The following is a 25087-nucleotide window of genomic DNA, read 5'->3' as shown; positions in this document are numbered from 1 at the left end:
AATTTCATTCCAACAAAAAGAAAGCGCTTTCTTTTTCGCTTTTTTAAAAAGTTAACTGGCCATCACCCAACAAGGTGATGGCAACGAGCAAAATGGTTTTCCGCAATCTGCGTCGGTTCTGGCAGAGAACGCGTACACAACTCGGTGGCTTTAAGGCAGCGAGCCGCAAATGGGCAACCGACACTGCTTGGCTTCCACAGTGGAATTTCACCTTTTTTCGCCTGCAGCTCGCGTTTGCCCGCCTTGCCCACTTCTGGCACTGCCGAGAGCAGCAGTTGCGAATATGGGTGCTGCGGATTTTGCGTCACGCTATCGCTGTCGCCCCACTCCACCATGTGGCCAACGTACATCACCGCGGTCTTCTCAGCGAAGTAACGTGCGGTTGCGATATCGTGAGTGATGTACATAAATGAGATGCCGTGCTTGTCTTTGAGATCCGCCATCAAGTTCAAAATGCCTAAGCGAACGGACACATCCAGCATTGAGATGGGCTCATCGGCCAAAATCACTTCAGGGTCAACAGCAATCGCACGCGCAATCGCCACGCGCTGGCGCTGGCCGCCACTGAGTTCGTGCGGGTATTTTTCCGCCGTCTCTTTGGCCGGTGACAAACCCACCAGTTCCAACAGTTCATACACTAACTTAGGAATCGCCGCTTTATCGGCACGTTGGTGGATCTGCAACGGGCGCGCAATGTGGTGATAAATGGTGTGCACCGGATTGAGTGAACCAAAGGGGTCTTGGAAAATCATCTGCACCTGGCGCGCGTATTCCAGCTCGCCATTTTCTTTGATGTAATCGGCCAGCGGCTGGCCTTTAAACGTCACTTCCCCCGCGGTTTTCTCGTAGATACGGGTGAGAATACGCGCCCCCGTGCTTTTACCCGAGCCGGATTCGCCCACAATCGCCAGCGCTTCACCTTTGCGCAGCTCAAACGACACATCGTTTACCGCGCGCATCAAATTGCTTTTGACCGATTGGCCCAGCGGGAAATCTTTCACCAGATTCTTGATCGAAAGAATCACTTCAGGTGTGTTTACTTGTTGCATGTTTCCGCTCCCTACACCAAATGACACGAGACTAGGCTGCCGTTATCGGCATGCATTAAACGAGGGTCTTGCTGCTTACAAACCGACGCGCAGACACCGCAGCGCTCTTGGAAATTACACCCTGTCGGGATGTTGAGCAGGTTCACTGGGTTGCCCGGAATACCGTAAAGGCGCTCTTTCGGCCCGTGAATAGTCGGGAACGATGAGATAAGCCCTTTGGTATAAGGGTGCTGTGGATTGCCAAACACTTGCTTCGCCTCGCCCAGCTCAATCAGGTTGCCCGCGTACATCACGCCAATGCGATCGGCAATTTCACCCATCAAACTCAAGTCGTGGCTGATGAACAAAATCGAGAAGCCAAACTTGCTCTTGAGCTCGTACAGCTCGTTGAGGATTTCACGCTCAACCACCACATCCAGCGCCGTGGTTGGCTCATCCATGATGATCAGTTTCGGCTCAAGCGCCAAAGCAACCGCAATCACCACACGCTGTCTCATACCGCCACTAAGTTGGTGCGGAAAGCTGCTCATGCGATCGCCGTGAATCCCCACCACTTTCAGCAGTTCCACCGCACGCTCATGAGCTTGTTTGTAAGGGATTTTACGGTGTGCCAAAATCACATCCGTAAGCTGCTCACCAATGGTGATCACTGGGTTGAGCGAGTTCATCGCGCTCTGGAACACCACCGACACATCGTTCCAGCGAAAATCGCGCAATTGGCGATCGTTCATCTTCAGCACGTCTTGCCCTTTGTAGAGGATTTCCCCCTCCGAGATCAGCGCAGGCGCTTTATGCAGACGCGAGATGGCGAAAGCTAAGGTACTTTTACCACAGCCCGATTCGCCAGCCAGTCCGAGCGTTTCACCAGGAGCGATGGTTAAGCTGACGTTGTTCACTGCGCGCGCCACGCCATTTGGTGAGACGTAATCTACGCACAAGTTATTGATTTCAAGTAACTGACTCATAGTAGACCTCGGCGTTTATCGGCTTGCTTTTTCAATTGATGCCACAGTTTGATGTGTGGGCCAGTGCGCAGTTTCGGGTTGCTCACTTGGTCAATCGACATGTTGATCAGCGCCAACGCGCCGCCAGTAATCGCCAGTGCCGACGCCGGAACCAGCATCTCCCACCATGCCCCTGTGTAGAGCGACGAGGAAGTTTGCGCCCAGTAAAGCATCGAGCCCCAGCTCACTTCGGTTGCGTCACCTAAGCCAAGAATGCCTAGGCCCGCTTCCGCGCCCATGGCGTAAATCACGGTGCCTAAGAAGCCACCGAATACGATGGAAACGAGGTTTGGCAGAATTTCGACCAAGATGATGCGAATTTTTGACTCACCCATCACTTCCGCTGAGATGATGAATTCTTTGTTTCGAATCGCCATGGTTTGCGAACGTATTACGCGCGCCCCCCACGGCCAGGAGGTGATGCCGAGCAGAACCGTAATGACTAAGGAGCCCACTTGACCAAGAAAGGCGGCGAGCACAATCAGCAAGGGCAGTTGTGGGAACACCAGAAAAACGTTGGTCAGAAAGTTAAGGCGCTCATCGATTTTGCCGCCGAAGTAGCCGGATGAAACACCAATGATCACCGCTAGGCTCATGGCAATCACACCCGCGGCGATCGCTACCGTGAGTGATTTGCGCGCACCATGCAGCACTTGGCTGTAAACATCGCGGCCACTGCGTGTGGTGCCAAGCACGTATTCTGCGTTTGGTGCCACATGTGGGCGAGCAACGCGCTTTTCTGGGTTGTGCGTCGCCAATACTGGCGCAAACAGCGCACCGCAGAGAATGATAGTCAGCAACAAGCCACCGATAATGGCGGGCGGGTTGCCATAGAAAAATGCGTAAATTTTACCCAGTGTTTTTTTCGTCTTTTTCCACGAGAAACGAGGCTCACGAGCAATCATTTCACTTGGTTCGGACGCTTTATTAGTATTGATTATCTTGTCCATGGTACACCTTAATTTGAAATGCGGGGGTCAAGCCAGACGTAGAGCAGATCGGCAATAAAGTTCGCCGTGAGTACTGCCGTCACAAGAATCAACAAGATGGCTTGGATCAGCGGGTAGTCACGCGCCACAATCCCTTTCAAGAGAATGTTGCCAAGCCCTTGGTAGTTGAACACCACTTCCGTCATGATCGAGCCGGCGAAGGAGAAACCGATCGCCATCGCAATGGCTGTCGCCACTGGCAAAATCGCGTTGCGGCCAGCATAGCGGTACATCACGCGGAAACTGCTGAGTCCTTTCGCTTCCGCCATGGTGACGTAATCTTCACCCAACACGTTGATCATCGCGTTGCGCATGTTAAATACCCACGTCGCGATGCCAACCACCACCATCGAACCCACTGGAAGCACCGCGTGTTTCGCAACGCTGGCAATAAATTCCAGGTTAAAGCCCGGCTCTAACGCTGGGTCGTAGGTGTACGCCAGCGGCAGCAATTCCATCTTCAAACCGAAGAAGTAGAACAACAGCAGCGCGGTGACGACATAAGGGAAGTTACTGATGAAAGCCAGCACTGGTGGCACCACTTGGCCAAACAGGCCCTGACGATGATACGAGGCGTAAGTACCAATACTGACACCAATGATCAGCGCCACAATCAAAGAGCCCAGCGCAAGGAACATGGTCCATGGCAGCGCCATGGCAATCACATCCGACACGCTCACAGGGAACATCAGTACCGAAGGGCCCAACTCAAGCGTAAACACGCTTTTCATGTAAGCCAGATACTGTTCAAACAGGTTGCCATCGACAAAACCATACATCTCACGAACTGCGTCCATCTGAGCGGGGTCCATTCGACCTTGTGCTGCGGCAAAGAGGGCATCCACCGGATCCCCCGGCATCAAGCGCGGCAACATAAAGTTGAATGAAATCGCAATCAGGAAGGCAGTAAAATAAAAGCCAAAACGGCGAACTAAAAACGACATAACACACCTTTTAACCTAGGAGCCACCACCGTGGCGGTGACTCCTAACAATTGAAAACACAAATCCCTTATTTCAGGTGTAGGTTGTTGAGGATGATCACGCGCTTACCGCCGTCATACCACACTGGCTGTACATATGGGTTTTCTGCATTTGGCCAGCCAACAATCTTCTTGGTGCTGTATTGGAACCAAGTTGGGTTAGAGAACAGAGGAATGAACGGTAGGTTTTCCGCCGTGTATTCCTGCAGTTGTGAAATGATCGCTTCTTGCTTCTTCGCATCGCCGATTTTGCCGAAGCTTTCAATCAACTTGTCGATTTCTGGCGAGTTCACACCGTGGCCCGCGTGCCATGTTTTGCCGATACGCGATGTCGCGAAGTACTCTTGGTAAGCCAAAATTGGGTTGGTGGCGACCATCGACCAGTTGATCGACATGGTGTATTTGCTCTCTTTCAAGTTGGCGTCATACACTGCCCAGTCAACGGTTTTCACGTTCGCTTTGATGCCGACTTCTTCGAAGTATTCCGTCACCATCTGCACCACTTGAATCCAGTCGGTCCAGCCGTTAACGACTTCGATATCGAACTGCACAGTTGAGCCATCTTTGTTGTCGCGGAAACCGTCGCCGTTACGGTCAACAATGCCCGCTTCTTCTAGCAATTGTTTCGCTTTTTCAGCGTCATATTGCGTGAGATAGCCGTATTTTTTCGAGATTTGTGGATCGATGTGTGTTTTGTACAGTTCGCCAATGCCGCCAACATTGTAGTTTGGCGTTGGGTAGCCATACGCAGCAATATCAACGATCGCTTCGCGGTCAAGCGCGATAGAAAGCGCTTGGCGAACACGCAGATCATCAAATGGGGCTTTCTTAGTGTTGACGTAAAGGTGAATCGCATCGTTCGCTGGGTACCAGAAGTGGTTGTTGGCTTTGTCTTGCGCGACAAACGTGGATTCCACGTCAGCAATGAAGTTTGAACCCCAGTCGATTTCACCTTTGATCAACGCAGGTTGAATTTGCGAGTTGTCGTTGTAAGAACGGAAGTTCACGCAATCAAGGTATGGTCGACCTTCAAGGTAGTAGTTCGGGTTGCGGCACAATTCCATTTGTTGCGGTTTAACGTATTTCACCACGGTCATCGGGCCGCTACCCACTGGATTTGGGTTGGTAAAGGTGGTTAAGTCTTCCACTTTTGACCAGATGTGCTTAGGAACAATGTGGTAACGCTCTAGGTTCCAAACAAAAGTAGAATCCGCTTCATTCAGGTTAAAGACCACCGTTGTGGCGTCTTTAGCGGTAATCGTCTGGAGATTCTTGCCTGACCAAATGCCTTTTTGGTCAAACGCTGGCGCGTCTTTGGTGAGCATAAAGCTGTAGACGACGTCGTCTGCCGTGAGCGGTGAACCATCAGACCATTTCAAGCCATCACGCAGTGTCAGAGTAATGGTTTTTAGATCGTCCGAGTAAGCGACCGATTTTGCCAAACGGAAATCCGTTTCACCGGTCATGTTGTTGAACACCATTAGAGGTTCAAACATCACGCCGTGCAGCAGATCTTTGGTGGTATACGGGTTGAAGTTATCAACAAACCCCGTGTTGATGATTGGCACGGTTAGCGTACCACCCTGTTTGATCTCAGCCGCTGTTGTAGCAGTTGCAGAAAGCATAAGACCGGCAGCGAGAGTTGCGAGCAGAGTTTTCTTTTGCATCACATTGTCCTTGTTTTAGTTACACCCCATGAAAGCGCTTTCTTGTTGTTATAAAAAATTTTCCGCGGTGACAGCCATAAAACAACCACTAGGGTGTCAAAACGAAAAAGAAAGCGCTTTCTTTGTGAGGATTTTTCCTCTTTCAAGCGTGATATTCAACTCAAAGTCGATAAAACAAACCATAGATCACACATCTATTTAATGCTTAAATATCAATAAGATAGATATAAATCCAATTTAGTAACATAACAAAATTTCATATATATCAATTGGTTATATTTTCATTGCCGTATTGAATTTTGTGAACTGAGGAGCGTTTTCTCCTCCTAACGACCATCAACCCACACAAACGCTGATTTTGTCGCAAATCAAACATTCACTTCACATAAAAAGAAACCGCTTTCTTTTTGATATTGCGCATGGAATGATAGCGGAAAACTCAAACGAGACAGACAACCCAACGGAGCGCCGTAGCAACATGAGTCGATTTTGGAATGGCAATAAATCTTGGACACGTCAACAGCACGAACGGGACGTTTTACAGGCTTTACGGCCTGCATTGTCCGCTTATTGGCCGATGCTCGAAGACACCACCGCCTACCCCAATGCGGAAGATGAAGGACGTGTGTTTGAAACCGGAATTGATCTGCTGACCACCGTGGCTGGCAATCAAAAATTTGCCCCTGGGCAGTTTCTCGAAGTGAGTCACGCGCTGTGTGGTGGTATTTTAGGTTGTCGGGTTTTGGTGGTTCGAGCCAGCGACACTGCCCACTTTGCGGATGTGACGGAAACTCAGCTTAAAGCGATGGTGGCGGGCATTCCCGCGACTTGGGCAGATGCCGACTTACTGCGCCAAAACGGCTATCAGGTGTTGGAAAAAGGCTCACTGGAACAGATGTTTTTGCTGCTGCAAGAAGGGTTGTGCGATTTCATACCACTGGGCATCAATGAAGCGCAAAGCTTATTAGAGGAGTACCCTCATGCCAGTGAAAAACTCGCCATTGAACCTAGCCTCATGCTGTACTACCCACTCCCCGTGGTGTTCTACGTGGCGCCGCAGCATCCAGCGCTCCATAAAGAGATGACGGCTGCGCTCAATAAACTGGAGCAGGCAGGGACGTTACAACTGTTGTATGAGAAACATTACGCGCGCAGCGTAAACCAAATGAATCCGCAACAGCGCCAAGTGATAGAGCTGATGAACCCTGCTCTCAGTCAAGTTTGGCAGGGCTTTCAACCTCGCTACTTATCACGTTAGCCTGCTGCGTTGAATGGCTAACGAAATTTAGATTGAGTGGATTCACGCACCACCAGTTCGATCGGCGGTAAGCGTTGTGGTGAACGGTCGCCATTGAGCAAGTTTAATATGCTGCGCGCACTGATTTCACCAATCTCTTCTATCGGTTGGCGCATGGTCGTGAGCGCAGGTGTGAAATACTGTGAGACGGGCAGATCATCAAAGCCAATCACGGACACATCTTGAGGCACGCGCAAACCATGGTCATGCAAGGCTTTAATTGCCCCGTAAGCGGTTTGATCATTGGCAGCAAAAATGGCCGAAAAGTAGTGACGAGACTGGATCAGTTCGACGGTTTTTTCATAGCCCGTTTCACTACTAAAATCCCCTTGTTTGATCAGTTTGGCTTGCACTTTGATTCCCGCTTCTTTCAACGCTTTTTTATAGCCGACAAAGCGGGCAACGGCATCAGGTTGGTTGAGCAATCCTTTAATATGGGCGATGTTGACGTGCCCTTGCTGAAGCAAATGGAGCGTCGCCATATAACCCGCCAGCACATTATCGACGTTCACACTGCGCACATTGGGCCCCGAAACTTGATAGCCCACGGCAATCACGGGAATGCGCTCGGCGTACGCCAAAATCTGCTCTTCGCTCAAGCTGCCGGTCACAATGATGACCCCATCCACATGGCTTTTGGCCAGATACTCCAAAGCGTGGGTTTCTAAACTGCGCTGCCAATGCCCGGTGGCAATGACTAAGGAGTAACCTTGGGCATTCAGCACTTTTTCCATGTCGTTGAGAATACGACTGGTGTAGGGACTTTCTGGGTGCTGGACCAACACACCAATGGTCATCGAGCGGGTATTTTTGTCTCGACTCATCAGATAGTTGGGTTTGTAATTGAGAGATTTGATCGCTTTTTCGATGCGATCACTCTTGTCATCCGAGACATAAGTGGTGCGATTGAGAAAGCGGGAAACCGTGCTCGGTGACACATCAGCCAGCTTGGCAACGTCGTAGATGGAAGGGGTACTTTTTTTCTTTTTTTGGGTTTTCATTTTTTATCCAGCAAGCTCAAAACTGGTCACTTTATCGGCTAAATATCCACTGTTCACGGAAGTTAGCCACACAACTTTACTATAGTTTCCCCATTCAACAAGCTCAATCAACCGTGTTAGCCCTTAAAGAGCCAACACGGTTGATGCGTTGCTTTACGCGATGTGATCACCCAAAGCTCGCCAGCGACTTCTCACTCAAGGCATCAAACAGATGAATGGCGTCCAAGTCGAGGTACAAGGTCAGTTGGCGCACGTCCACTTCCGCCGCTTGGGTTTCCACCATCAAGGGCTGCCCTGCCACTTCGGTTTTGAGCAAGATGCTCGCGCCCAACAGCTCTTTGTCTTTGATCGCCACCTCTATCGGCAACACGCGCTCGTGCGCCACTTGCTCGGCTCGCAAATGAATGTCTGTCGGACGAATGCCAAAATGCAAAGCAAGATTCTTCGAAGCATGGGCGTGAAAGCGCTCTGGCAACGGAATGGTCACCTCACCCAATGCGATGTGCCAGTTGCCCTCTTCACCGACCAACTTGGCTTCAAGCATGTTCATCGACGGGTTGCCAATAAACTGAGCCACAAACTTGTTGGCCGGGCGTTTAAACACCTCCGTTGGCGTGCCCACTTGCGCCACATAGCCATCTTTAAGGATCACAATGCGGTCGGCCAGCGTCATCGCTTCGATTTGGTCGTGCGTCACATAGATGGTGGTGGTTTTCAGCTCTCGATGCAGTTGTTTGATCTCTTCACGCATGGTGCCGCGCAATTTGGCATCCAAGTTTGATAACGGCTCATCGAAGAGGAACACTTTGGGGGTACGGACCATAGCGCGGCCCATTGCCACACGCTGACGCTGACCACCGGAAAGCTCTTTGGGTTTGCGATCCAGCAGCGCTTCCAGTTCCAACATTTTGGCCGCTTTGCGTACTTCTACGTCGATTTGCGCTTTTGCCATCCCTTTCAGTTTGAGGGCAAAGGCGATGTTTTCGTACACCGTCATGTGCGGGTAGAGCGCGTAACTTTGGAATACCATCGCCAAATCGCGATCTTTGGCGTCGATCTTGTTCATCAGTTTGTCGCCAACGTAAATCTCCCCCGAGGTGATGCTTTCTAAGCCCGCGAGCATGCGCAATGTGGTGGATTTTCCACAGCCCGAGGGGCCTAAAAACACCACAAACTCACCATCTTCGACGGTGAAATCAAAGTGTTTGACCACTTCCACATCGTCGTACGATTTTTTGATATCGCGAAATTCCACTCGTGCCATTATTGCTTCTCCTCTGCACGCGCCAGCAACGTATTGCGATACGCGATCGCGCTCTGTTTTAAGGTCCGTTTTTGCGTGGCGTAATCCACATGCACAATGCCAAAGCGCTGCTTATAACCGTAGGCCCACTCGAAGTTGTCCATCAAACTCCAAGCAAAATACCCTTGCACATTGACTCCGGCGCGAATGGCTTCATCCAAGGCCAATAAGTGGCTTTGGAAATAGCGCACGCGCTGTTCATCATTCACTTCGCCATTGATACACGCATCCTCTCCTGCCGCACCGTTTTCGGTAATGTAGACTGGCGGTAAGTTCGGATAGCGCTGTTTTAAGCGCAGCAACAAATCGGTCAGCGCTTGCGGGTAAATCTCCCAGCCGATGTACGTGTGCTCTGCGTCTGGCTGAGGCATGCTTTCCAAGTCGCCATTGGCATCAAAACGCACCACGCAACGGGTGTAGAAGTTGATGCCGATAAAATCGAGATCGCCACGGATGATGTCGAGGTCGCCGTCTAAGATCATTGGCATGTTGTGCGCTTGGCGCTCTAACACGCTTTGCGGGTATTCCCCTTTGAGCACTGGGTCGATAAACCAGTGGAAACCCTCGGCATCACTGTATTCGGCCGCAGCGACATCCTGCTCACGATACGGGTAAGCAGGCGTGGCATTGAACACACAACCGTGCATCGATTGCGGCGCGTTTTTGCGCATGATTGGCATCGCTAAACCGTGTGCCAACATCAGATGGTGCGCCGACAAAAAGCCTTCACGCTCGCCCTTCTTACCCGGAGCATGAATGCCCCAACGGTAGCCCAAATAAGCCGAGCAGAACGGTTCGTTCAAGGTCGCGTATGAATCGATTTTATTGCCGAAGTAACCACTTACTACCTTTGCGTATTCGGCAAATTTGTAGGCGGTTTCACGGTTGAGCCAACCCCCTTTGTCTTCCAAGTATTGCGGCAAATCCCAGTGATAGAGCGTGACAAACACTTTTAGGCCGCGCGCGTGGCACTCATCAATAATGCGCTCGTAAAACTCAAGCCCTTGTTGGTTAACTTGGCCATCTTTCGGCAAGATGCGTGGCCACGCCATGGAAAGGCGATAGGCATCCACGCCTAAACCTTGGATCAGTGCGATGTCTTGTTGCCACAAATGGAAGTGGTCACACGCCACATCACCATTGTCCATGTTGTCGACTGCGCCGGGTTGGTTGCAGAAGGTATCCCAAATCGAAGGGGTGCGGCCACCCAGTTGTGCGCCGCCCTCGATTTGATAAGACGAGGTGGCGACACCAAACAGAAAATCCGCCTGACGCAATTGAGAATCTTGGGGTAATTGGTATTTATTCATGGTTCTAAACCTATATTATTTTTTTGTTTCACTTAGCCTTTGACTGCGCCGGAGGTGAGGCCGCTGATCATCTGTTTCGAGGCAAATAAGTAAGTAATCACTAACGGTAAAATGGAGATGGTGGTGCCCAGCATCACCGCCCCCCAAGGCGTATTAGGAATGCCTTGTACGCTTCGCAGCGCTTGGGTAATCACGTAGTTCTCTGGCGTGGTCAGCACCACCAACGGGTTCATGAAGCTGTTCCAGAAAAAGACAAACTGCACAATCGCTAAGGTCGCCAATGCGGGTTTCATCAGTGGTAGCACCACGCTCCAGTAGGTGCGAAATTCCCCTGCGCCATCGAGTTTCGCCGCTTCGAGTAGCTCTTTGGGAATCGAGGCCACCACGTGCTGACGCATCAAGAAAATCCCGAATGGCGTGGTGGTAAAGGGCAGCCACACCGCCATGTGGTTATCGAGCAAACCGAGGAATTTGACGATCATAAAGTAGGGAATGAGGCTCAATACGGGCGGGATCATCATTGAACCCACCAGCATGCCAAAGAGAAAATTCTTACCTTTAAATTGGTAAACGGCAAAAGCGTAGCCACCCATGCTGCAAAACAGCAGTGAGATGGTGGTGCCAAGGAAGGCAATGTAAATGGAGTTAAACATCGCCTGCCAAAACGGCATGATTTCCAACAGTTTGGCGTAGTTCACCGCCAAGCTATCGCCAATGGCAAAGCTGATTCCTGTACCAAAGATTTCGGTGCGATCTCGCGTGGACAGCAGCGCCGACCACAAGAACGGAAACACCGTCATGATGGCGGAGACAATCAGCACCACCGCCAGCAATACCATCAGGCTTTTTGTCAGCAGAGCCAAGGCTTGCTCACTCGGTTTCCACGGCAATAATGCGTTGTGTTTGGTCGACATCTTATTGCTCCCCTAACCCTTTCTTACCAAAGAAGAAAAATTGCACTGCGGTACAGCCCGCAATCAAAATAAACAGTAGCCACGAAATCGCAGACGCCGTGCCCATTTCAAGCCACTCCCAACCCACTTTGTACAAATACATCGAGATGGTTAAGCCAGACTGCCCCGTGCCACCGGTGCCGCGCGTCAGCACAAACGGCTCTTCAAACAGCTGCAAGTTGCCGATGATGGTCATGGTGACAGCGAAGAAAATAAACGGGCGAATCATTGGCAAAGAAATGCTCCAGAAACGACGCCACGCATTGGCACCATCCATGCGCGCCGCTTCCAAAATCTCTTTCGGAATGGTCATGAGGCCGGTGGTGTAGAGCACGATATTGAAACCGGTGTATTTCCAAAACACCATAATGGCGATGGACGGTTTGACCATACTGGCGTCATCAAGCCAGCGAATCGGCTGATAGTCATTCACCCAAGAGAAGGCCCAACCCAGCAGTGAACTGTCTGCCAATGCCATCAAGCTTTGGTTGATGATCCCCGAATTGGGTGAATACATGTTGAAGAAGATCAGCGACGCGGCAACGGTTGAGGTGATGAACGGCAAAAAATAAGCCGATGTCAGCCAATGACGCAGGCGATCACTCATCGACACCAAGATGTAAGCCACAGGTAACGCCACAAGGTGTTGCGCCACGCCGGAGGTAATGGCCAGCCACAAGGTATTTTTGAGTGAACGCCACAACCAAGGATCGGTTAAGGCGATGTGGTAATTCTCAAGCCCCACATAGTTCATCGCCCCCAACCCTTCCACGGGGTTCCACTCGTGAAAGGAGAGAAAAATAGAAAACAGTAACGGGAAGACCCCGAACACAGAAAAAATAATCAAAAACGGCAGCAAAAATCCATACGGTGTAAGCGCTTTCAAATTGAGATGAGAAAAAAAACTCTTACGCTGTGATGTTTCCATAACCTTGCTCGCTGCATGATTCATAGTCACGACCTCTTGCTCGGGAAGGAGCATGCCCCTTCCCTGCTTTACTGGATGCCTTGATGGCTTCGTCATTGAAGCCATCGGCAAGATTACATATTGCGCGTGCGGCGCTTAATCAGACGTTCCGCTTCTTTGAGCGCGGTTTTGATGTCTTTGCCTTCATCCAACACTTCCATCAAGGCGTTTTCTAAAATGATAGACCGTGCGACGTGATCGCCCTTAGCTGGCGCAACCGGTTTGATGTTTTTTGCCACATCGGCAAACAACACGCGCGCTTGCTGGCCGCCTAAGAAGGCAATCTCTTCTTGGAACATAGGGTCATCATAAGTGGTGGTGTTGGCCGGGAACGCCGCAATGGTGGCGAAATGCTGCAACTGAATATCACGACGCGTCGTCATGTACTCGATCAGCTTCCACGCTTCATCCTGATGTTTTGATTGAGTCGGAATCGAGAGGAACGAACCGCCCCAACTGCCGTAAATGCCATCAGGCAGGTGAGAGACGCCCCATTTTCCGGCGGTTTCTGGCGCAATCCAGTTATTGAGGTGGCCCAATAGCCACGCGCCAGAAAGTTGGGTGGCAAAGGTGCCGTTGCGGAAGCCTTCATACCATTCGTTTGACCACGCCAAAATGCGGCCATCTAACCCTTTGTCGCGAATGGTTTTCGCCACTTCAAAGGCGTGAACAAAGCGTTCCGAGGTGACAACTGGGTTGCCCTCTTTATCGAAGTAGAGCCCTTCTCCTTCCGGTACGGTGGTGAAGATGATCGCTTGCGCCACGTCCGCCGCAGAGGCAATCAACTGCACGTTTTGCTGCTTGAGTTTTTCACCCGCCGCGATGTACGAATCCCAATCTTTGATCGCCTCTTTCACATCAATGCCCGCTTTGGCAAAAATGTCGCTGCGGTAGTACATCACCCCAGGGCCAAGGTCGACGGGAATACCGTACATATTGCCATCCGCCCCTTTGCCTTGTGCCCAAGCGTACGGTGCAAAACGTTCTTGATATTTATCGGCGCCATATTGCTGAGAAAGGTTAACCAAACCACCCGAGGCGACAAACGGACCAATCTTCTCAACGTCAACGACAATCACATCCCCTGCGCCTGAGCCTGTGGCGAGGTTAGTGGTCAACTTGGTGTGGTGATCGCCGTGGTTGTTCATCAAATAATCCACTTTGATGCCCGTTTCTTGTTCAAATTCCGGCAACAGCACTTTTAAGCTGCTGTCAAAATCGGGAAAGCCATCGAAGCGGATTTTCTGTTCTGCGGCATTCACCGTGGCGGCGAGTCCCAGAGCCACACTGCAAGCAAGCGTCAATGATGTCAGTTTCATGGTATTGTCCTTAATGGTTTTTATAGGGTCGAACTCACGTTAACGGACTCTCGGATCACCAAGGTCGGCGATAGGCGAAAATTCACGTCACGTTTGTTTTTATTCAATATTTGCAAAGTGAGCTGTACTGCCTCCAGACTCATTTGCTCAATGGGGAAATTGACGGTGGTCAGTGCGGGAGTTAAGTAGCGCGCAAACAAAATGTCATCAAACCCCACCAGAGAAACGTCTTCGGGAATTCGAATTCGTTGCTCTTTCATTACCTCGAAAGCCCCAAACGCCATGTGATCGTTACACGCGAATACCGCAGAAAAAGTCTGTCCGCGATTGAGTAATTTTCGCATGGCACTTGCGCCACTCTCTTCGGTAAAACCGGCCTCGGACACCAACGCCTCGTCATACTCGATGCCCGCCGCTTCTAAAGCTTTGCGGTAACCTTGTAAACGCCCCCGTGCGTCAGATTTGTCCAGAGGTCCGGTAATACAGGCGATGCTGTGGTGGCCACGTTGCAACAGATATTCCGTTGCCATTCGTCCCCCCAGCTCGTTATCAATATCAATACAGCTGCTGGCGAGCTCGGGTATAAAACGGTTCACCAGCACCAGCGGAATGCCTTTGCTTTCCAACTCAATTAAATAGTCATCCGACAGGTTTTGCGTGTGGAGGATCATCGCGTCCACTCGCCTGCCAAGAAGAAATTCCACCGATTCCCGTTGGCTCTGCTCACTGTTGTTACCGGCGGTGACAATCACGTGGTAACCAAAACGGCGAAACTGTTCTTCAATGCAGTGCAAAATGCCGGAATAAAACGGCCCACCCAGCTCGGGCACGATGATGCCTATACTGCCAGTGCGGCTAGAAGCAAGCGCTTGAGCGATGGCGTTCGGCCGATAGCCCAACACTTGGATCGCTTTTTCAACGCGGAGTTTTTTATCGTGGCTAACGCGGCAAGAGCCATTCACAACCCGAGAAACGGTTGCTTGAGACACGCCTGCGTATTCCGATACATCTTTAATCGTTGCCACTCTTTTGCTCCTTACGTTTGCGCCTTGTTTTCGAAACCGCTTTCATGCCGCTAAGTATTTCCTATTCTCCGCTAGAGACGCGCGATCAAGATCACAGCCAAGTGGGGGTTAAAATGAGTAAATGCTTAAATAATGAAGGCCAACTCACTTTATTTAGTGCTCATGAAACTGTTTCATGAGCGACATTCAAGGCAGCGGTTCACAGCAAAGCATCACCACTGGCGTTCATCTTTTAGGCGAATCGACTAAGGGGAGCTCACTATTAAGAGAGAAAATAGGCTAGAGCGAAAAGCATGGCCAAAGGCGACCCTTCGGCCATGCGCGTTAAGGTGTTACCACCACGCTTCCCACATTGCGCCCACGCTCAGCGTATCTTGCTTGGCTTGATCCACACCCGAAACGGTGCTGTCTACATCACCCAGCGTGGCGTAAAAGCGCAACATCGGGCGGCTCCAAGGCAATCCACCCATCGAGATGTTTTGTGAAAGCGTGACTTTCCAACCCGATTTTTCATCGCCGTTGTCAAAATCTTCCAGCGCGTAGCCCGCTTCTAACCAAGTGGAATGAACATCGCTCCAGTTGTACATGGGCCGCACGATCGCCGAGTATTCATTTTTCTCATCCACATCTTTACCCGAGATGTTTTTGAAAGAGGCCAAGTAGTCGATATACAGTGGCTGTGACGGGTTAAAGCTGCCTTCCCAGCTGAGGTAAGTCACTTGTTGATCGCCCGCTAAATCAAACGCCGAGTTATCCGCGCCATCGGCGTATTTCATCGTCAGCTTATTGCCGCCACCAAAATCCACCACCGCGCCCACTTGCCAAGCGGTTTCTCCTTGTTTTGCTGCCTCCGCTTCATCGGAGGCAAAACCATAGTTGGCGTAGAGATCGAGCGTCGCCGCGCCCAAATCCATCGCGTGCAATCGAGAGGTTAATGCATAGATGCCGGTGTCATTGCCCAGCGCGCCGCCATCCCCGTTGTCCACTTGGCCGACAAAGCCAAAGTCAAACTTAGCGCCGCCCAAGTTAAGGTTTTTGAAGCCGCCACCTTGGCCATCGTGGCTCATCCAAAAGTAGTCATTTAGCCCTTGTTGCGGACGCTGATGGAAATCACGCCCCGCCCACACATAAAGCTCAGGCTGGCTTTCAAACAGATTAGTGGCACCCGCGTAGGCTTTTTTCAAATTCAAACCACCCGGTGAGCTCCATTGATCAATGCCCCATTGATCCATCATGAAGACGATGTCCCAAATCGCACCGCCATCGGTCTTAAAGGCTTTCGCGAGCTGGAACTCGCCACCGTTTGCTTCATTACCCAAACGGCCCACCGCCGCCCCGCTGCTGCCCACTTGCACGTAGCGGTTGTCCCCTGCTGCATAGTGCGCGCCGTAACGTGCGTAGCCGGAAAACACAATGCCCAGCGGCACTTCGGTGTCTGGCGTGAGCACCGCAGGTTGTTGATCGTAGACGTAAGCCGTTTCCAGTTTGGCCTCGAGCTCTTGAATGCGTTTTTCTAACGCATCAAGGTCAGATTCCGAGGTTGCAAAGGCAGAGACAGAAGCAAGCGAAGAGGCCACCGCAAGAGCAAGAGGTAAAAGTTGTAAGGTTTTCATGAGCGTTCCCTGTTTATGGTTATTGGTTGCCATAATAGGGAATGAAAGGTTTGAAAATGTCGCCCCGCTTCACAGGCTGATCTGGCTCGATGCGCCATGAAACCGGGCCTGGCAAGCGTGCAAACAGATTGTGTTGTGAGATCAGAAAGATAGAGAAACGTGCAAGCCGAAGAGAACATTTGAAATCGGTTTCATTTCATGGCGATTAGCCAATGTCATCACGATTTCATGCCACCATTTGTTGTTTGAGAAGCTCACGCCGCATGAAATATTCATCACAGTGAAAGTTTTCATGATTGCGTGGTTATCGTATACCGAACTCAACATTATCGTTTCACTCAGAATTCATAAATACACTCAATATCATAAGCTTACAGACTGATTTCCGTCTTATTATTAGGAATAATTACATTAGAATTACATGACATTTGAGCCGCTAAGAGAACAAATAACCATCAGCGTGAGATTATAAAAACAGCATACCGAGGCTATAATGACTGCATAATCAATAACAATCAGGTCACAGGAAATGAAGTATCTTGCTCTTGTTTGGGGCTTACTCATTGCACCTCAGGTGTACAGCTATAATTTACAAATGGATATCCCCCATGCCCCAACGGTTGTGTTAACCGTTCAGGATTTAGAGCAAATGGAAGCCACGCAATACACCACCATGCTTCCTTGGCTTAGCGCGCCAGCCACCTTTACCGGAGTCAAGCTCAGCACCCTTTTGTCGCAACAATATGGCTTTATTCCGAATCGCGTCACTCTGCGTGCCTTAAACGACTACGCCGCCGACATCGATCTCTCTGATATCGAAAAATATCAGCCCATCGTTGCTTACAGGCAAGACGGCAAACCCATGCGAGTGAGAGATAAAGGTCCTTTTTGGCTCATCTATCCGCAATCTTCATTTCCAAAAGAACTGAATAATGAACGCTATCATTCCCAGATGGTTTGGCAGTTAAAACAAATACATATCGCGAAGTGATGTGAAAACGAATAATGCAGAAAACAAACTTAAATCTTTATAAAGGGCCCTTTTCAACTTCAGCAAAACTGACTTTACTGGCAGTGACTGTCTGCTTGTTGATCGCCAATCTTGCCCTGCTGCAGGAAACAAGAACTTTGGCACGCTCTTACTCAGACTCACAAAATCAAGCCACTTGGTTCTTGTTCCACCTGTCTAAAGAGCTCTCTGAATTGGTGAGTGAATCGAGTCGCGCCGAAGACAGCAGCTACGATCTCAAGCGTGTCGAATTGAAATATGAGCTCACTTGGAGCCGTTTTGATTTGTTGATCAACAGTCGAGAAAGCGACACCTTTCTCTCGCGAACCGAAGTAAAAAGCTTTTTCGTCGATCTGTTTCACCAGTTCCAAACGTTAGAGCAGCCACTGCAACAAGCATTAAACGGTGATGACAAAGCCGCAAACCTGTTTTACCGCGAAACCAGCCGCCTTTACCTGTCTATGATCGACTACGTGACGCGCAATTTCCGCGTCGCCAGCCCTTTGTATAAAGAGCAGCAGACGCGTGCACAATTGCTCTTCCAAGCTCAGTTTGTGCTGTTGGGCATTTTTGTCTTGTGTGCGGGCATCATGGCTTATTTCTTCTACAAAGAAGCCCGTTTTCACAAGAAGATGTCGTTAACCGATCCGCTGACTCAGTTGCCAAACCGCATCGGTATGTTTTTGCACATGGATAAGTACATTCAGGACAAAGAACATTTTTCGATCTACCTGCTGGATCTCAACGGCTTCAAAGCCATCAACGATAATCTTGGCCATCAAGCGGGTGATGCCGCATTGCAAGAAGTGGCGCTGCGATTGAAAAAACTGGAAAACGCCTCAGTGCGAGTGTGCCGCATGGGGGGCGATGAATTTGCCGTGTTGTGCAAACACATCACCAATGACGAACCTCAGGTGCTCAATCAGGCGATTCATCAGCTGTTTGTGCCACCGATTGTGCTCGAACAAGGCCCAGCTAAGCTTTCCACCAGTTTAGGTCGAGCCTGTTTTCCAGATGATTCCGAAAACGTGGATGCGCTCATCAATCTTGCCGACAAACGCATGTACCGCATGAAGTTTTCCCGCTAGGGTTGCCGATCTATAATGCTTTATCGAACACCCATTATTTGCTTTCTCCACTAGAACCAAATAAGCATTCCATCGACAATTGGCAGGCAACGCCGCATTGGAGAAACTGAAATAAATCATGCGATTACTACTGATTGAAGACGACACACTGCTTGGCCAATCCATGGTGACTTCGCTAAGTCGCCATGGCTATACGGTGGATTGGTTAGAAAAAGGCTCAGGCGTTACCAGCGCACTGAAAACTGAAGATTTCACGGCAGTGATCCTCGATTTAACCTTACCGGATATCGACGGCTTAGACGTGCTGCGCAACATTCGCAGTGCGGGTTTTAGCTTGCCAGTGGTGATTTTGACCGCCAGAGACGATATCAAAGATCGCGTCCAAGGCTTAGACCGAGGCGCGGATGATTATCTGGGCAAACCTTTTGCGCTTGAAGAGTTATTAGCCCGTTTGCGGGTGGTAATTCGTCGTCAATCTGGTAGCGCAACGGAAGTGATTGAAGTGGGCGAATTGAGCCTCTCCCTTTCCGAGCAGTCGATTCGTTATCAAGAGGTCGTTTTAAAACTGACGCGTAACGAATTTAAAATCCTTGCGGCGTTAATGACCAATGCTGGGCGAGTGATGAGTAAAGATCAGTTGCAGCAGTCTCTGCACGGTTGGGATGACAGCGCCAGCGACAACGCCATTGAAGTGCACATTCACAACTTGCGCAAAAAGGCACCCAACGTGCCGATTAAAAATATCCGTGGCGTGGGGTACATCATTGAAAAGTAGCCAACCCTTCTCCATCAAGCGACGCTTAACGCTCTCTGTGAGCTTGCTTTCCTGCTTTTTGCTGATCATGACCATGTATTTCAGCTACAGCTCTGCGCAGCATGAAGTGGGAGAAGTGTACGACGCGCGCTTGGGTCAAACGGCAAAACTGATGTTAATGGCATGGTCCATCGCCCCCGAAAAAGACAGTTTGCAGCAGCACCAACAACAGTTTGAGCAGTGGCGCACCAACTTACGCCGCCTCGCCAGAGAAGACGATGACGAAGGCACCGCGTTTGGCCATCCTTACGAGCAAAATCTGGTGTTGCAGTTTTTCCGTCATGGCGATCTGATTTGGAGCTCCGATTCATCGTTGACGGCGCTAGGCTCAGAGACGCAAAAAAACGGCTTTCGTGATACCCAGATGAATGGCGAACGTTGGCGTATTTTTCAGCTATCTTCTCCTGCAGAATCCGGCCATTCCGAATGGATCGTAGTGGCGGAAAATCATCGCGTTCGCAACGAAATCATCAGTGAAATTGCCCTATCGACCGCTTTGCCACAACTGATTTTATTGCCCGCGTTGTTGGTGATTTTGCTGTGGTTAATTGATAAGAATTTTCGCCCGATCGAATCTCTGCGCGCCGCTATCAGCCATCGCAGCGCCAACAAGTTGGATCGCATTGAAGTGGATCAGCCAACGCAGGAGCTCACCCCATTAGTGGATGCTCTCAACCAGTTGCTCAGCGCGTTAGAGCAAGCATGGCAGCGTGAAAAACGTTTTACGCGCACTGCGGCGCACGAGCTGAAAACACCCCTAACTATTTTGCGCCTGAATGCAGAGAATGCCCTCGCCAGCGAGAATCCGCAGCAACTTTCTCATGACCTCAATAACATCCTCAAAGGCATTGACCGTACCGACCGTTTGATTCACCAGTTGCTAACCTTGGCTAAGGTAGAAAACGCCAGCGAGCTGGCGTGCGACAGCGTCGAACTTGATAAGCTGCTGCAAAGCGTGATGGCGGATATGGCGTTGTTGGCCTTAAAGCAGCAACAAGAGCTCAGTTTGCAGAGCGCAGAAGTGTCGTTGCAAGGTGATAAAACTCTGCTCGAAGCGCTGTTTCGTAACCTACTGGATAACGCAATCCGCTACTCAGGCGCACAAAGCGACATTGACATCAGCGTAGTGGAAACCGATCAATATGTGGATGTATTGGTGGCCGACAATGGCAACCCAATTGACGAAGCCAGCCGCGGCAAGTTGTTTGAACCCTTCTTCCGCGCCAATAGCGAGAAAGGCGACGGTGCAGGTTTGGGCATGGCGATTTGCCAAGATATCGCCAAGTTGCACAACGCCACACTCGAACTGCTCCCTCGCAGCGAGCATCACAATGTCTTTCGTGTGCGCTTTTGGCGAACCACCCCGTAACCTGCCCCAACGGGCAGAAGAGGTGAACTATGATGACAAAAAGGCGCTGTTGGCGCCTTTTCTCTGACTGCAATTAAGCTATCGCAATCACTCAAAATACTTGCGGTACAAAGCTTGCGTCCAACCTTCCATTTCCATTTGGTGAAGGGCTTGCTGAAACTCGTCAATCACCGAGCCTGGCACTAGCCGCATCGGCATGTTATTCCAAGCCAAAGGTAAGTTGGGGTCATAGGCCGGATTCTCTTGGCCTTCAAATAAAGCAGAATTGCGACTAAATCCCGCCCAAGAAGGTGAACTGCGATCGACAAATTGAGGGTGAATCATCATATCGCTCGACCCTTCGGTTTTGAGAAAATAACGTAGCGTATCTTCTTCATAGACATAAAAATCTGCGCGACCTCGACGCAAAAAGGTCATTGCTCGGCCGACATCGAGTTCTGACACCGTCAGTTGATCCATCTGTGACGTGTCGCGCCCCACCAAATAATCTGGATTTCCCAGCGCCACCAGCTGCGTAAGCCCATCAAGGCTGGTTGCCTGCGTCATGAGCGGCCGTCCCTTGAGCGTGATTGCCACATCACGTTGATAGGTGCCGTTGGGCACCCAATATGCGTATTTGGCTCGTTCCTCATCAAAGGCAAAGCCAGGGTAGAAGTCAATCTCCCCCGCTTCCAAGGCGATCAAAACACGTAACTTTGGCAAACGCACTACTTTGAGTTTTGCACCAATCCGTTTGGCCGCCTCGTCATACAACTCGAAATAGAAGCCATCATCACTCGGCTCTGCATGGATATAAGGCATTTTCGCGGTGGTGCGATAGCCCATGATGATCTCTGTTGTGGCACTCGCCACAGTGACATAACTACAAAGCGCAATGAAACATCCCAGTAATAGCCGCATAACTACCTCAGTCCCTTTTTGCCATTCCTTAAACTATAGCAGCGCCACTCTCTCCTGTTGTGAAGCTTGGCGAACGAATTCATTAATAACTCATGGTTATTATGGTGTTGAAGGGCTTTCATTAGACCGACCATTCTGCCGCCAATACAATACCTATCGAACAGAGAAACCAGCCAATAGCGAGCGTGACTGAAGCAAAACACCACTGTTAAATCGCCATTCCGCAAAGACCAAGTAATAAGGAATATAAAATTATGAACATTTCAAGAATATTAGCCTTTGTGTACTTAATTATTATTTTTCTCGCTGGACTTGCTGTCGGTGGTTATTTCTAAAGGGAGAAAGTCAGTGGAGTTTTTTACTGCGCTAATCACAAGTGATTTCGATGTTATACAGAATTCAAAGTATCTACTGATTATTTTGACCGCTATTTTATTTTTGGAATCGGCGTTTGTTTTTCTGCCGCTTCCCGGCGATAGCTTGGTGATTTTTTCCGGTGGCATGGTGGCATTGGGGGTGCTGCCTGTGACCGAGAGTATCATTCTGCTCACCTTAGCAGCCAGCCTTGGCGGTTTAGTGGCTTACTGGCAAGGGTTCTTGCTCAGGCAGAGCCGCGTTCATCGTTCACTAGAAGGCATTCTACCCAATGGCACATTAGAGAGAGCGACAACACTGTTGATGAAATACGGATTTTTATCCCTCTTTGTTTCGCGTTTTATTCCATTTGTACGCGTGCTAACACCAATGATGATGGGAGTGAATAGATTAAATGCCGTCAAAGTATTTTTCTCAAATTTATCGAGTTCATTATTGTGGGTGGCTCTTTTACTGCTGATAGGAAAATTCGCCCTACTCAACCCTATGTTCGAAAATTATCAAGCCATACTGATAAAAGGATTGGTCGGCGTCAGCCTAACATTGATGTTTATTACCCTGTTTGGCATCGTCATTCGTTATTTCAACCAACGATAAGTTCAATCACTCTTTGTCACGTTGAGGAATAAGATGAAACACGCTCATGAAACTCGTTCTTTCCTACTAGGTTTGCTCACGGTTGCCACATTTCTCTTCAAAGGAAACGACTTACTCAGCCATGATTTGATGTCACCACTGGGTATTCTTTCTGTGTTGATTTTATTCGCCGTGACCATGGTGATGATATTCGCGGTTGTGCGACATGCGGATGCCTTAGCCCATAAGCTCGGCGAACCCTATGGCACCTTGATTTTGACGTTATCGGTGGTGCTGCTGGAAGTGGCGATGATTTCGTCAGTCATGCTGACGGGCTCTGAAAACCCAGTAATGGCAAGAGATACCATGTTTGCGGTCGTGATGGGGGTCATGAACGGTTTGGTTGGCATCACCTTGCTGATTGGTGGGTTAAGGTATCACTCTCAGGCATACAATGTTCAAGGGCTGAAAGCCTATATCGCCGCGATTATTCCAGTGGTAACCATCTGCCTGATTTTGCCAAACTTTACTTCTCAAGACAGCTTTGGTGGCATGTCGACCGTGATGATTTTCACGCTGATCGTGACGTCACTGCTGCTGTATGGTGTGTTTCTCTTTATCCAAACCAAGAGCCATACCGACTATTTCATTAACGATGTGTCAGAGACTGAACATGAGCATCACGAAACTCGCTCTATCGGTTATCACGCACTCTTTTTGGTGGCCAATTTAGCGTTAGTGATCGGCCTTGCCAAAAGCATTGCGATCCCGATTGACCAAAGCATCAACACCTTAGGCGCCCCCTCTGCACTAGGCGGACTCATCGTGGCGATGATTATCCTCTCGCCGGAAGGTGTGGGCGCAATTAAAGCGGCACTCAATAACCAGTTGCAGCGTGCGATGAATCTTTTTTACGGCTCGGTATTGGCGACCATTTCACTCACGGTGCCCGCGGTACTGCTCATTGCGGTGTTTTTAGGAGAAACGGTGATTCTTGGATTGGGTCCCGCCGACATGGTGTTGTTGGTCGCAACGATATTGGTCTCAATGATGACCTTTAGCAGCGGCCGTACGCACCCACTCAATGGCGCGACACACCTTGTACTCTTCATCGCTTACGTGGTGTTGATGTTCGACTAGTTCTCGCTAGACCACGGACTGACACCACATGCGTAACATAAAACCATAACGTGAAACTAGCCTCGGCTCAGGGAAAAACAGATAGGGATATCACCTTTTTCTACTCTTTACTCGGGTATTGCAGCGACAAACCCACCACTCATTCAAGAGGCCCTGATATGTTGACTCGCATCATGAACCACTTTTTCCGTTTGACTATTTTTGGCGCACTGTTCATTGGCTTTGGCTTGCCATTTTACGTCTATCTGTAACAGATCCCTTCAGCAAATTGCCGTGACAATCACGGCAATGGCGAACAGGTATCGCTTATATCTCTCAATCACTTATACTCATGCTACACAGCGATTTCAGATGGATTGGACTCCAGTAAATGGCAAGAGATCTCTTTTCAAAACTCGACCTTAACTTATTGCGAACTTTTTTGATTCTCAACCAAGAAAGAAACATGCGTAAAGCCGCCGAGAGGCTTTTTATCTCTCAACCGGCGGTGAGTAAATCGCTGCAGCGCTTAAGAGACTCATTCGGTGATGAGCTCTTTGTGAAGACCTATCACGGGCTCAAAGCCACGGAGTTTGCCGAACAACTCGCCGAATCACTGGCCCCAGTGATGAATGATTTGATGCATGTGGTGAACTATTCTGGTGGGTTTGACCCGAGCCAAATTGATAGGCCGCTTAGAATTGTTGTCTCCCCATTTCTGCTAACTGGGATTGCCCAACGCCTATTTACCTTGATTCGCGCAGAAGCTCCTCACGCTCAAATCCAGTTCCTCAATTGGGGGAAATCCAGCGTCGAAGACATCGTGAATGATAAGGTTCATCTTGGTTTGAATTACGCCATAGAACGTTTGCCGAAAGAGGTGCTACACACCACCATAGCTAAAGATACCTTTAGAGCCTACGTACGTGACGATCATCCCTATAAACAAAGCAGCGCGCGAGTGGAAGATGGCCATCAATTTGAGTTTTCCACGCTGATCGCCGCTGACTGGAACTACACCCAATCTGTCGCGGAAAAACTCCTGCAAATCTATGGGCACCAAGCCAAGGTCGGCTTTCGCTCAGAGTTGCCTTCGGCGGTGATTGAGGTGACCAAAAACAGCGATATGCTGTTTCTTGGTTCACGCTATTTAAACCTTGATGGCCAATCGGGCCTGCGCTCTATCGATATTTCTTTTGGCCCCACGCCACTCAATACCGACATCAACATTTATTTTCATGAGAAGTACCAAGCAAGCCCAACGATATTGTGGCTAAAGAGAAAATTAGCCGAAGCGCTACAGGAGCAAGGATCTGCCTCCACACCTCAATAACCGCAACCCGTTTTTCGTCCCAGTG

General features: G+C 49.8%; 22 protein-coding genes. 8 read left to right on the top strand and 14 right to left on the bottom strand.

Translation table 11 applies throughout. The features are described from left to right. Positions 1-62: 62 nt before the first annotated feature. The 5 genes from VV1_RS21185 to VV1_RS21165 form a co-directional block, all read right to left on the bottom strand. Positions 63-1049, bottom strand: coding sequence for an ABC transporter ATP-binding protein (locus tag VV1_RS21185; RefSeq protein ID WP_011082182.1), 987 nt, complete (start codon positions 1047-1049; stop codon positions 63-65). A gap of 11 nt (positions 1050-1060) precedes the next feature. Next, positions 1061-2014 (bottom strand): ABC transporter ATP-binding protein, encoded by a 954-nt coding sequence (locus VV1_RS21180; RefSeq protein ID WP_011082181.1) that lies wholly within the window; start codon positions 2012-2014, stop codon positions 1061-1063. Then, positions 2011-3003, bottom strand: coding sequence for an ABC transporter permease (locus VV1_RS21175; protein WP_011082180.1), 993 nt, complete (start codon positions 3001-3003; stop codon positions 2011-2013). Before VV1_RS21175 ends, VV1_RS21180 begins: the two co-directional genes overlap by 4 nt. An 8-nt stretch (positions 3004-3011) precedes the next feature. Beyond that, positions 3012-3986, bottom strand: coding sequence for an ABC transporter permease (locus tag VV1_RS21170; RefSeq protein ID WP_011082179.1), 975 nt, complete (start codon positions 3984-3986; stop codon positions 3012-3014). 67 nt (positions 3987-4053) lie between these two features. Then, complete coding sequence (locus tag VV1_RS21165) at positions 4054-5691, bottom strand: ABC transporter substrate-binding protein (RefSeq protein WP_011082178.1); 1638 nt, start codon at positions 5689-5691, stop codon at positions 4054-4056. A 424-nt stretch (positions 5692-6115) separates the two neighbouring features. Between VV1_RS21165 and VV1_RS21160 the strand changes: the two genes are divergently transcribed. After that, positions 6116-6949 carry a type 2 periplasmic-binding domain-containing protein gene (locus VV1_RS21160; RefSeq protein WP_011082177.1) on the top strand — a complete coding sequence of 278 codons (834 nt, stop codon included), beginning with the start codon at positions 6116-6118 and terminating at the stop codon, positions 6947-6949. 17 nt (positions 6950-6966) lie between these two features. On the opposite strand, the gene VV1_RS21155 is transcribed toward VV1_RS21160, so the two are convergent. From VV1_RS21155 to VV1_RS21120, 8 genes are all read right to left on the bottom strand, one after another. After that, entirely contained in the window at positions 6967-7989 is a 1023-nt protein-coding gene (locus tag VV1_RS21155) for a LacI family DNA-binding transcriptional regulator (RefSeq protein WP_011082176.1), read from the bottom strand. Positions 7990-8155: 166 nt separating this feature from the next. Further along, entirely contained in the window at positions 8156-9253 is a 1098-nt protein-coding gene (locus VV1_RS21150; RefSeq protein ID WP_011082175.1) for an ABC transporter ATP-binding protein, read from the bottom strand. After that, entirely contained in the window at positions 9253-10602 is a 1350-nt protein-coding gene (locus tag VV1_RS21145) for a GH1 family beta-glucosidase (RefSeq protein ID WP_011082174.1), read from the bottom strand. The genes VV1_RS21150 and VV1_RS21145 overlap by 1 nt, the downstream gene beginning before the upstream one ends. A gap of 32 nt (positions 10603-10634) precedes the next feature. Beyond that, on the bottom strand, positions 10635-11516 hold the full coding sequence (locus VV1_RS21140; protein WP_011082173.1) for a carbohydrate ABC transporter permease: 882 nt from the start codon (positions 11514-11516) through the stop codon (positions 10635-10637). A 1-nt stretch (position 11517) separates the two neighbouring features. Next, complete coding sequence (locus VV1_RS21135) at positions 11518-12507, bottom strand: carbohydrate ABC transporter permease (protein ID WP_043921272.1); 990 nt, start codon at positions 12505-12507, stop codon at positions 11518-11520. Between the two features lie 89 nt (positions 12508-12596). Then, positions 12597-13841 carry an extracellular solute-binding protein gene (locus VV1_RS21130; RefSeq protein WP_011082171.1) on the bottom strand — a complete coding sequence of 415 codons (1245 nt, stop codon included), beginning with the start codon at positions 13839-13841 and terminating at the stop codon, positions 12597-12599. A gap of 20 nt (positions 13842-13861) precedes the next feature. Next, entirely contained in the window at positions 13862-14866 is a 1005-nt protein-coding gene (locus tag VV1_RS21125) for a LacI family DNA-binding transcriptional regulator (protein ID WP_011082170.1), read from the bottom strand. A 332-nt stretch (positions 14867-15198) separates the two neighbouring features. Further along, the gene (locus VV1_RS21120) at positions 15199-16479 is read right to left on the bottom strand and encodes a carbohydrate porin (protein ID WP_043921207.1); all 1281 of its coding nucleotides are present in this window, start codon (positions 16477-16479) and stop codon (positions 15199-15201) included. A gap of 529 nt (positions 16480-17008) precedes the next feature. Here VV1_RS21120 and VV1_RS21110 point away from each other — a divergent pair. The 4 genes from VV1_RS21110 to VV1_RS21095 all read left to right on the top strand — a co-directional run bounded on the left by VV1_RS21110 (position 17009) and on the right by VV1_RS21095 (position 20759). Beyond that, positions 17009-17470, top strand: a complete 462-nt coding sequence (locus VV1_RS21110; protein ID WP_011082168.1) for a putative pterin-binding protein — start codon at positions 17009-17011, stop codon at positions 17468-17470. A gap of 14 nt (positions 17471-17484) precedes the next feature. Beyond that, on the top strand, positions 17485-18576 hold the full coding sequence (locus VV1_RS25360; protein WP_011082167.1) for a GGDEF domain-containing protein: 1092 nt from the start codon (positions 17485-17487) through the stop codon (positions 18574-18576). A gap of 118 nt (positions 18577-18694) precedes the next feature. Continuing rightward, complete coding sequence (locus tag VV1_RS21100; protein WP_011082166.1) at positions 18695-19351, top strand: response regulator; 657 nt, start codon at positions 18695-18697, stop codon at positions 19349-19351. Next, a complete protein-coding gene (locus VV1_RS21095; protein ID WP_043921205.1) occupies positions 19341-20759 on the top strand; it encodes an ATP-binding protein in 1419 nt (472 codons plus the stop codon). Before VV1_RS21100 ends, VV1_RS21095 begins: the two co-directional genes overlap by 11 nt. Before the next feature lie 87 nt (positions 20760-20846). Here the strand turns inward: VV1_RS21095 and VV1_RS21090 are convergent, their stop codons facing one another. Continuing rightward, the gene (locus VV1_RS21090; RefSeq protein ID WP_011082164.1) at positions 20847-21659 is read right to left on the bottom strand and encodes a substrate-binding periplasmic protein; all 813 of its coding nucleotides are present in this window, start codon (positions 21657-21659) and stop codon (positions 20847-20849) included. A 321-nt stretch (positions 21660-21980) separates the two neighbouring features. On the opposite strand from VV1_RS21090, the gene VV1_RS21085 reads away from it, so the two are divergent. The 3 genes from VV1_RS21085 to VV1_RS21070 all read left to right on the top strand — a co-directional run bounded on the left by VV1_RS21085 (position 21981) and on the right by VV1_RS21070 (position 25062). Continuing rightward, positions 21981-22631 (top strand): DedA family protein, encoded by a 651-nt coding sequence (locus VV1_RS21085; RefSeq protein WP_243742169.1) that lies wholly within the window; start codon positions 21981-21983, stop codon positions 22629-22631. Positions 22632-22664: 33 nt separating this feature from the next. After that, positions 22665-23750 carry a calcium:cation antiporter gene (locus VV1_RS21080; RefSeq protein WP_043921204.1) on the top strand — a complete coding sequence of 362 codons (1086 nt, stop codon included), beginning with the start codon at positions 22665-22667 and terminating at the stop codon, positions 23748-23750. 370 nt (positions 23751-24120) lie between these two features. Continuing rightward, a complete protein-coding gene (locus VV1_RS21070; RefSeq protein WP_011082161.1) occupies positions 24121-25062 on the top strand; it encodes a LysR family transcriptional regulator in 942 nt (313 codons plus the stop codon). Positions 25063-25087: the final 25 nt, after the last annotated feature.

Source organism: Vibrio vulnificus CMCP6 (assembly GCF_000039765.1).
GTDB lineage: Bacteria > Pseudomonadota > Gammaproteobacteria > Enterobacterales > Vibrionaceae > Vibrio > Vibrio vulnificus_B.
Note: the sequence above shows the minus strand (reverse complement) of the source record. Positions and strands in the feature narration are given on the sequence as shown.

Excerpts from the sequence above, each read along its gene's own strand:
- VV1_RS21185 (WP_011082182.1), bottom strand. The coding sequence starts at position 1,049 with ATGCAACAAGTAAACACACCTGAAGTGATTCTTTCGATCAAGAATCTG.
- VV1_RS21180 (WP_011082181.1), bottom strand. The coding sequence starts at position 2,014 with ATGAGTCAGTTACTTGAAATCAATAACTTGTGCGTAGATTACGTCTCA.
- VV1_RS21175 (WP_011082180.1), bottom strand. The coding sequence starts at position 3,003 with ATGGACAAGATAATCAATACTAATAAAGCGTCCGAACCAAGTGAAATG.
- VV1_RS21170 (WP_011082179.1), bottom strand. The coding sequence starts at position 3,986 with ATGTCGTTTTTAGTTCGCCGTTTTGGCTTTTATTTTACTGCCTTCCTG.
- VV1_RS21165 (WP_011082178.1), bottom strand. The coding sequence starts at position 5,691 with ATGCAAAAGAAAACTCTGCTCGCAACTCTCGCTGCCGGTCTTATGCTT.
- VV1_RS21160 (WP_011082177.1), top strand. The coding sequence starts at position 6,116 with ATGATAGCGGAAAACTCAAACGAGACAGACAACCCAACGGAGCGCCGT.
- VV1_RS21155 (WP_011082176.1), bottom strand. The coding sequence starts at position 7,989 with ATGAAAACCCAAAAAAAGAAAAAAAGTACCCCTTCCATCTACGACGTT.
- VV1_RS21150 (WP_011082175.1), bottom strand. The coding sequence starts at position 9,253 with ATGGCACGAGTGGAATTTCGCGATATCAAAAAATCGTACGACGATGTG.
- VV1_RS21145 (WP_011082174.1), bottom strand. The coding sequence starts at position 10,602 with ATGAATAAATACCAATTACCCCAAGATTCTCAATTGCGTCAGGCGGAT.
- VV1_RS21140 (WP_011082173.1), bottom strand. The coding sequence starts at position 11,516 with ATGTCGACCAAACACAACGCATTATTGCCGTGGAAACCGAGTGAGCAA.
- VV1_RS21135 (WP_043921272.1), bottom strand. The coding sequence starts at position 12,507 with ATGAATCATGCAGCGAGCAAGGTTATGGAAACATCACAGCGTAAGAGT.
- VV1_RS21130 (WP_011082171.1), bottom strand. The coding sequence starts at position 13,841 with ATGAAACTGACATCATTGACGCTTGCTTGCAGTGTGGCTCTGGGACTC.
- VV1_RS21120 (WP_043921207.1), bottom strand. The coding sequence starts at position 16,479 with ATGAAAACCTTACAACTTTTACCTCTTGCTCTTGCGGTGGCCTCTTCG.
- VV1_RS21110 (WP_011082168.1), top strand. The coding sequence starts at position 17,009 with ATGAAGTATCTTGCTCTTGTTTGGGGCTTACTCATTGCACCTCAGGTG.
- VV1_RS25360 (WP_011082167.1), top strand. The coding sequence starts at position 17,485 with ATGCAGAAAACAAACTTAAATCTTTATAAAGGGCCCTTTTCAACTTCA.
- VV1_RS21100 (WP_011082166.1), top strand. The coding sequence starts at position 18,695 with ATGCGATTACTACTGATTGAAGACGACACACTGCTTGGCCAATCCATG.
- VV1_RS21090 (WP_011082164.1), bottom strand. The coding sequence starts at position 21,659 with ATGCGGCTATTACTGGGATGTTTCATTGCGCTTTGTAGTTATGTCACT.
- VV1_RS21080 (WP_043921204.1), top strand. The coding sequence starts at position 22,665 with ATGAAACACGCTCATGAAACTCGTTCTTTCCTACTAGGTTTGCTCACG.
- VV1_RS21070 (WP_011082161.1), top strand. The coding sequence starts at position 24,121 with ATGGCAAGAGATCTCTTTTCAAAACTCGACCTTAACTTATTGCGAACT.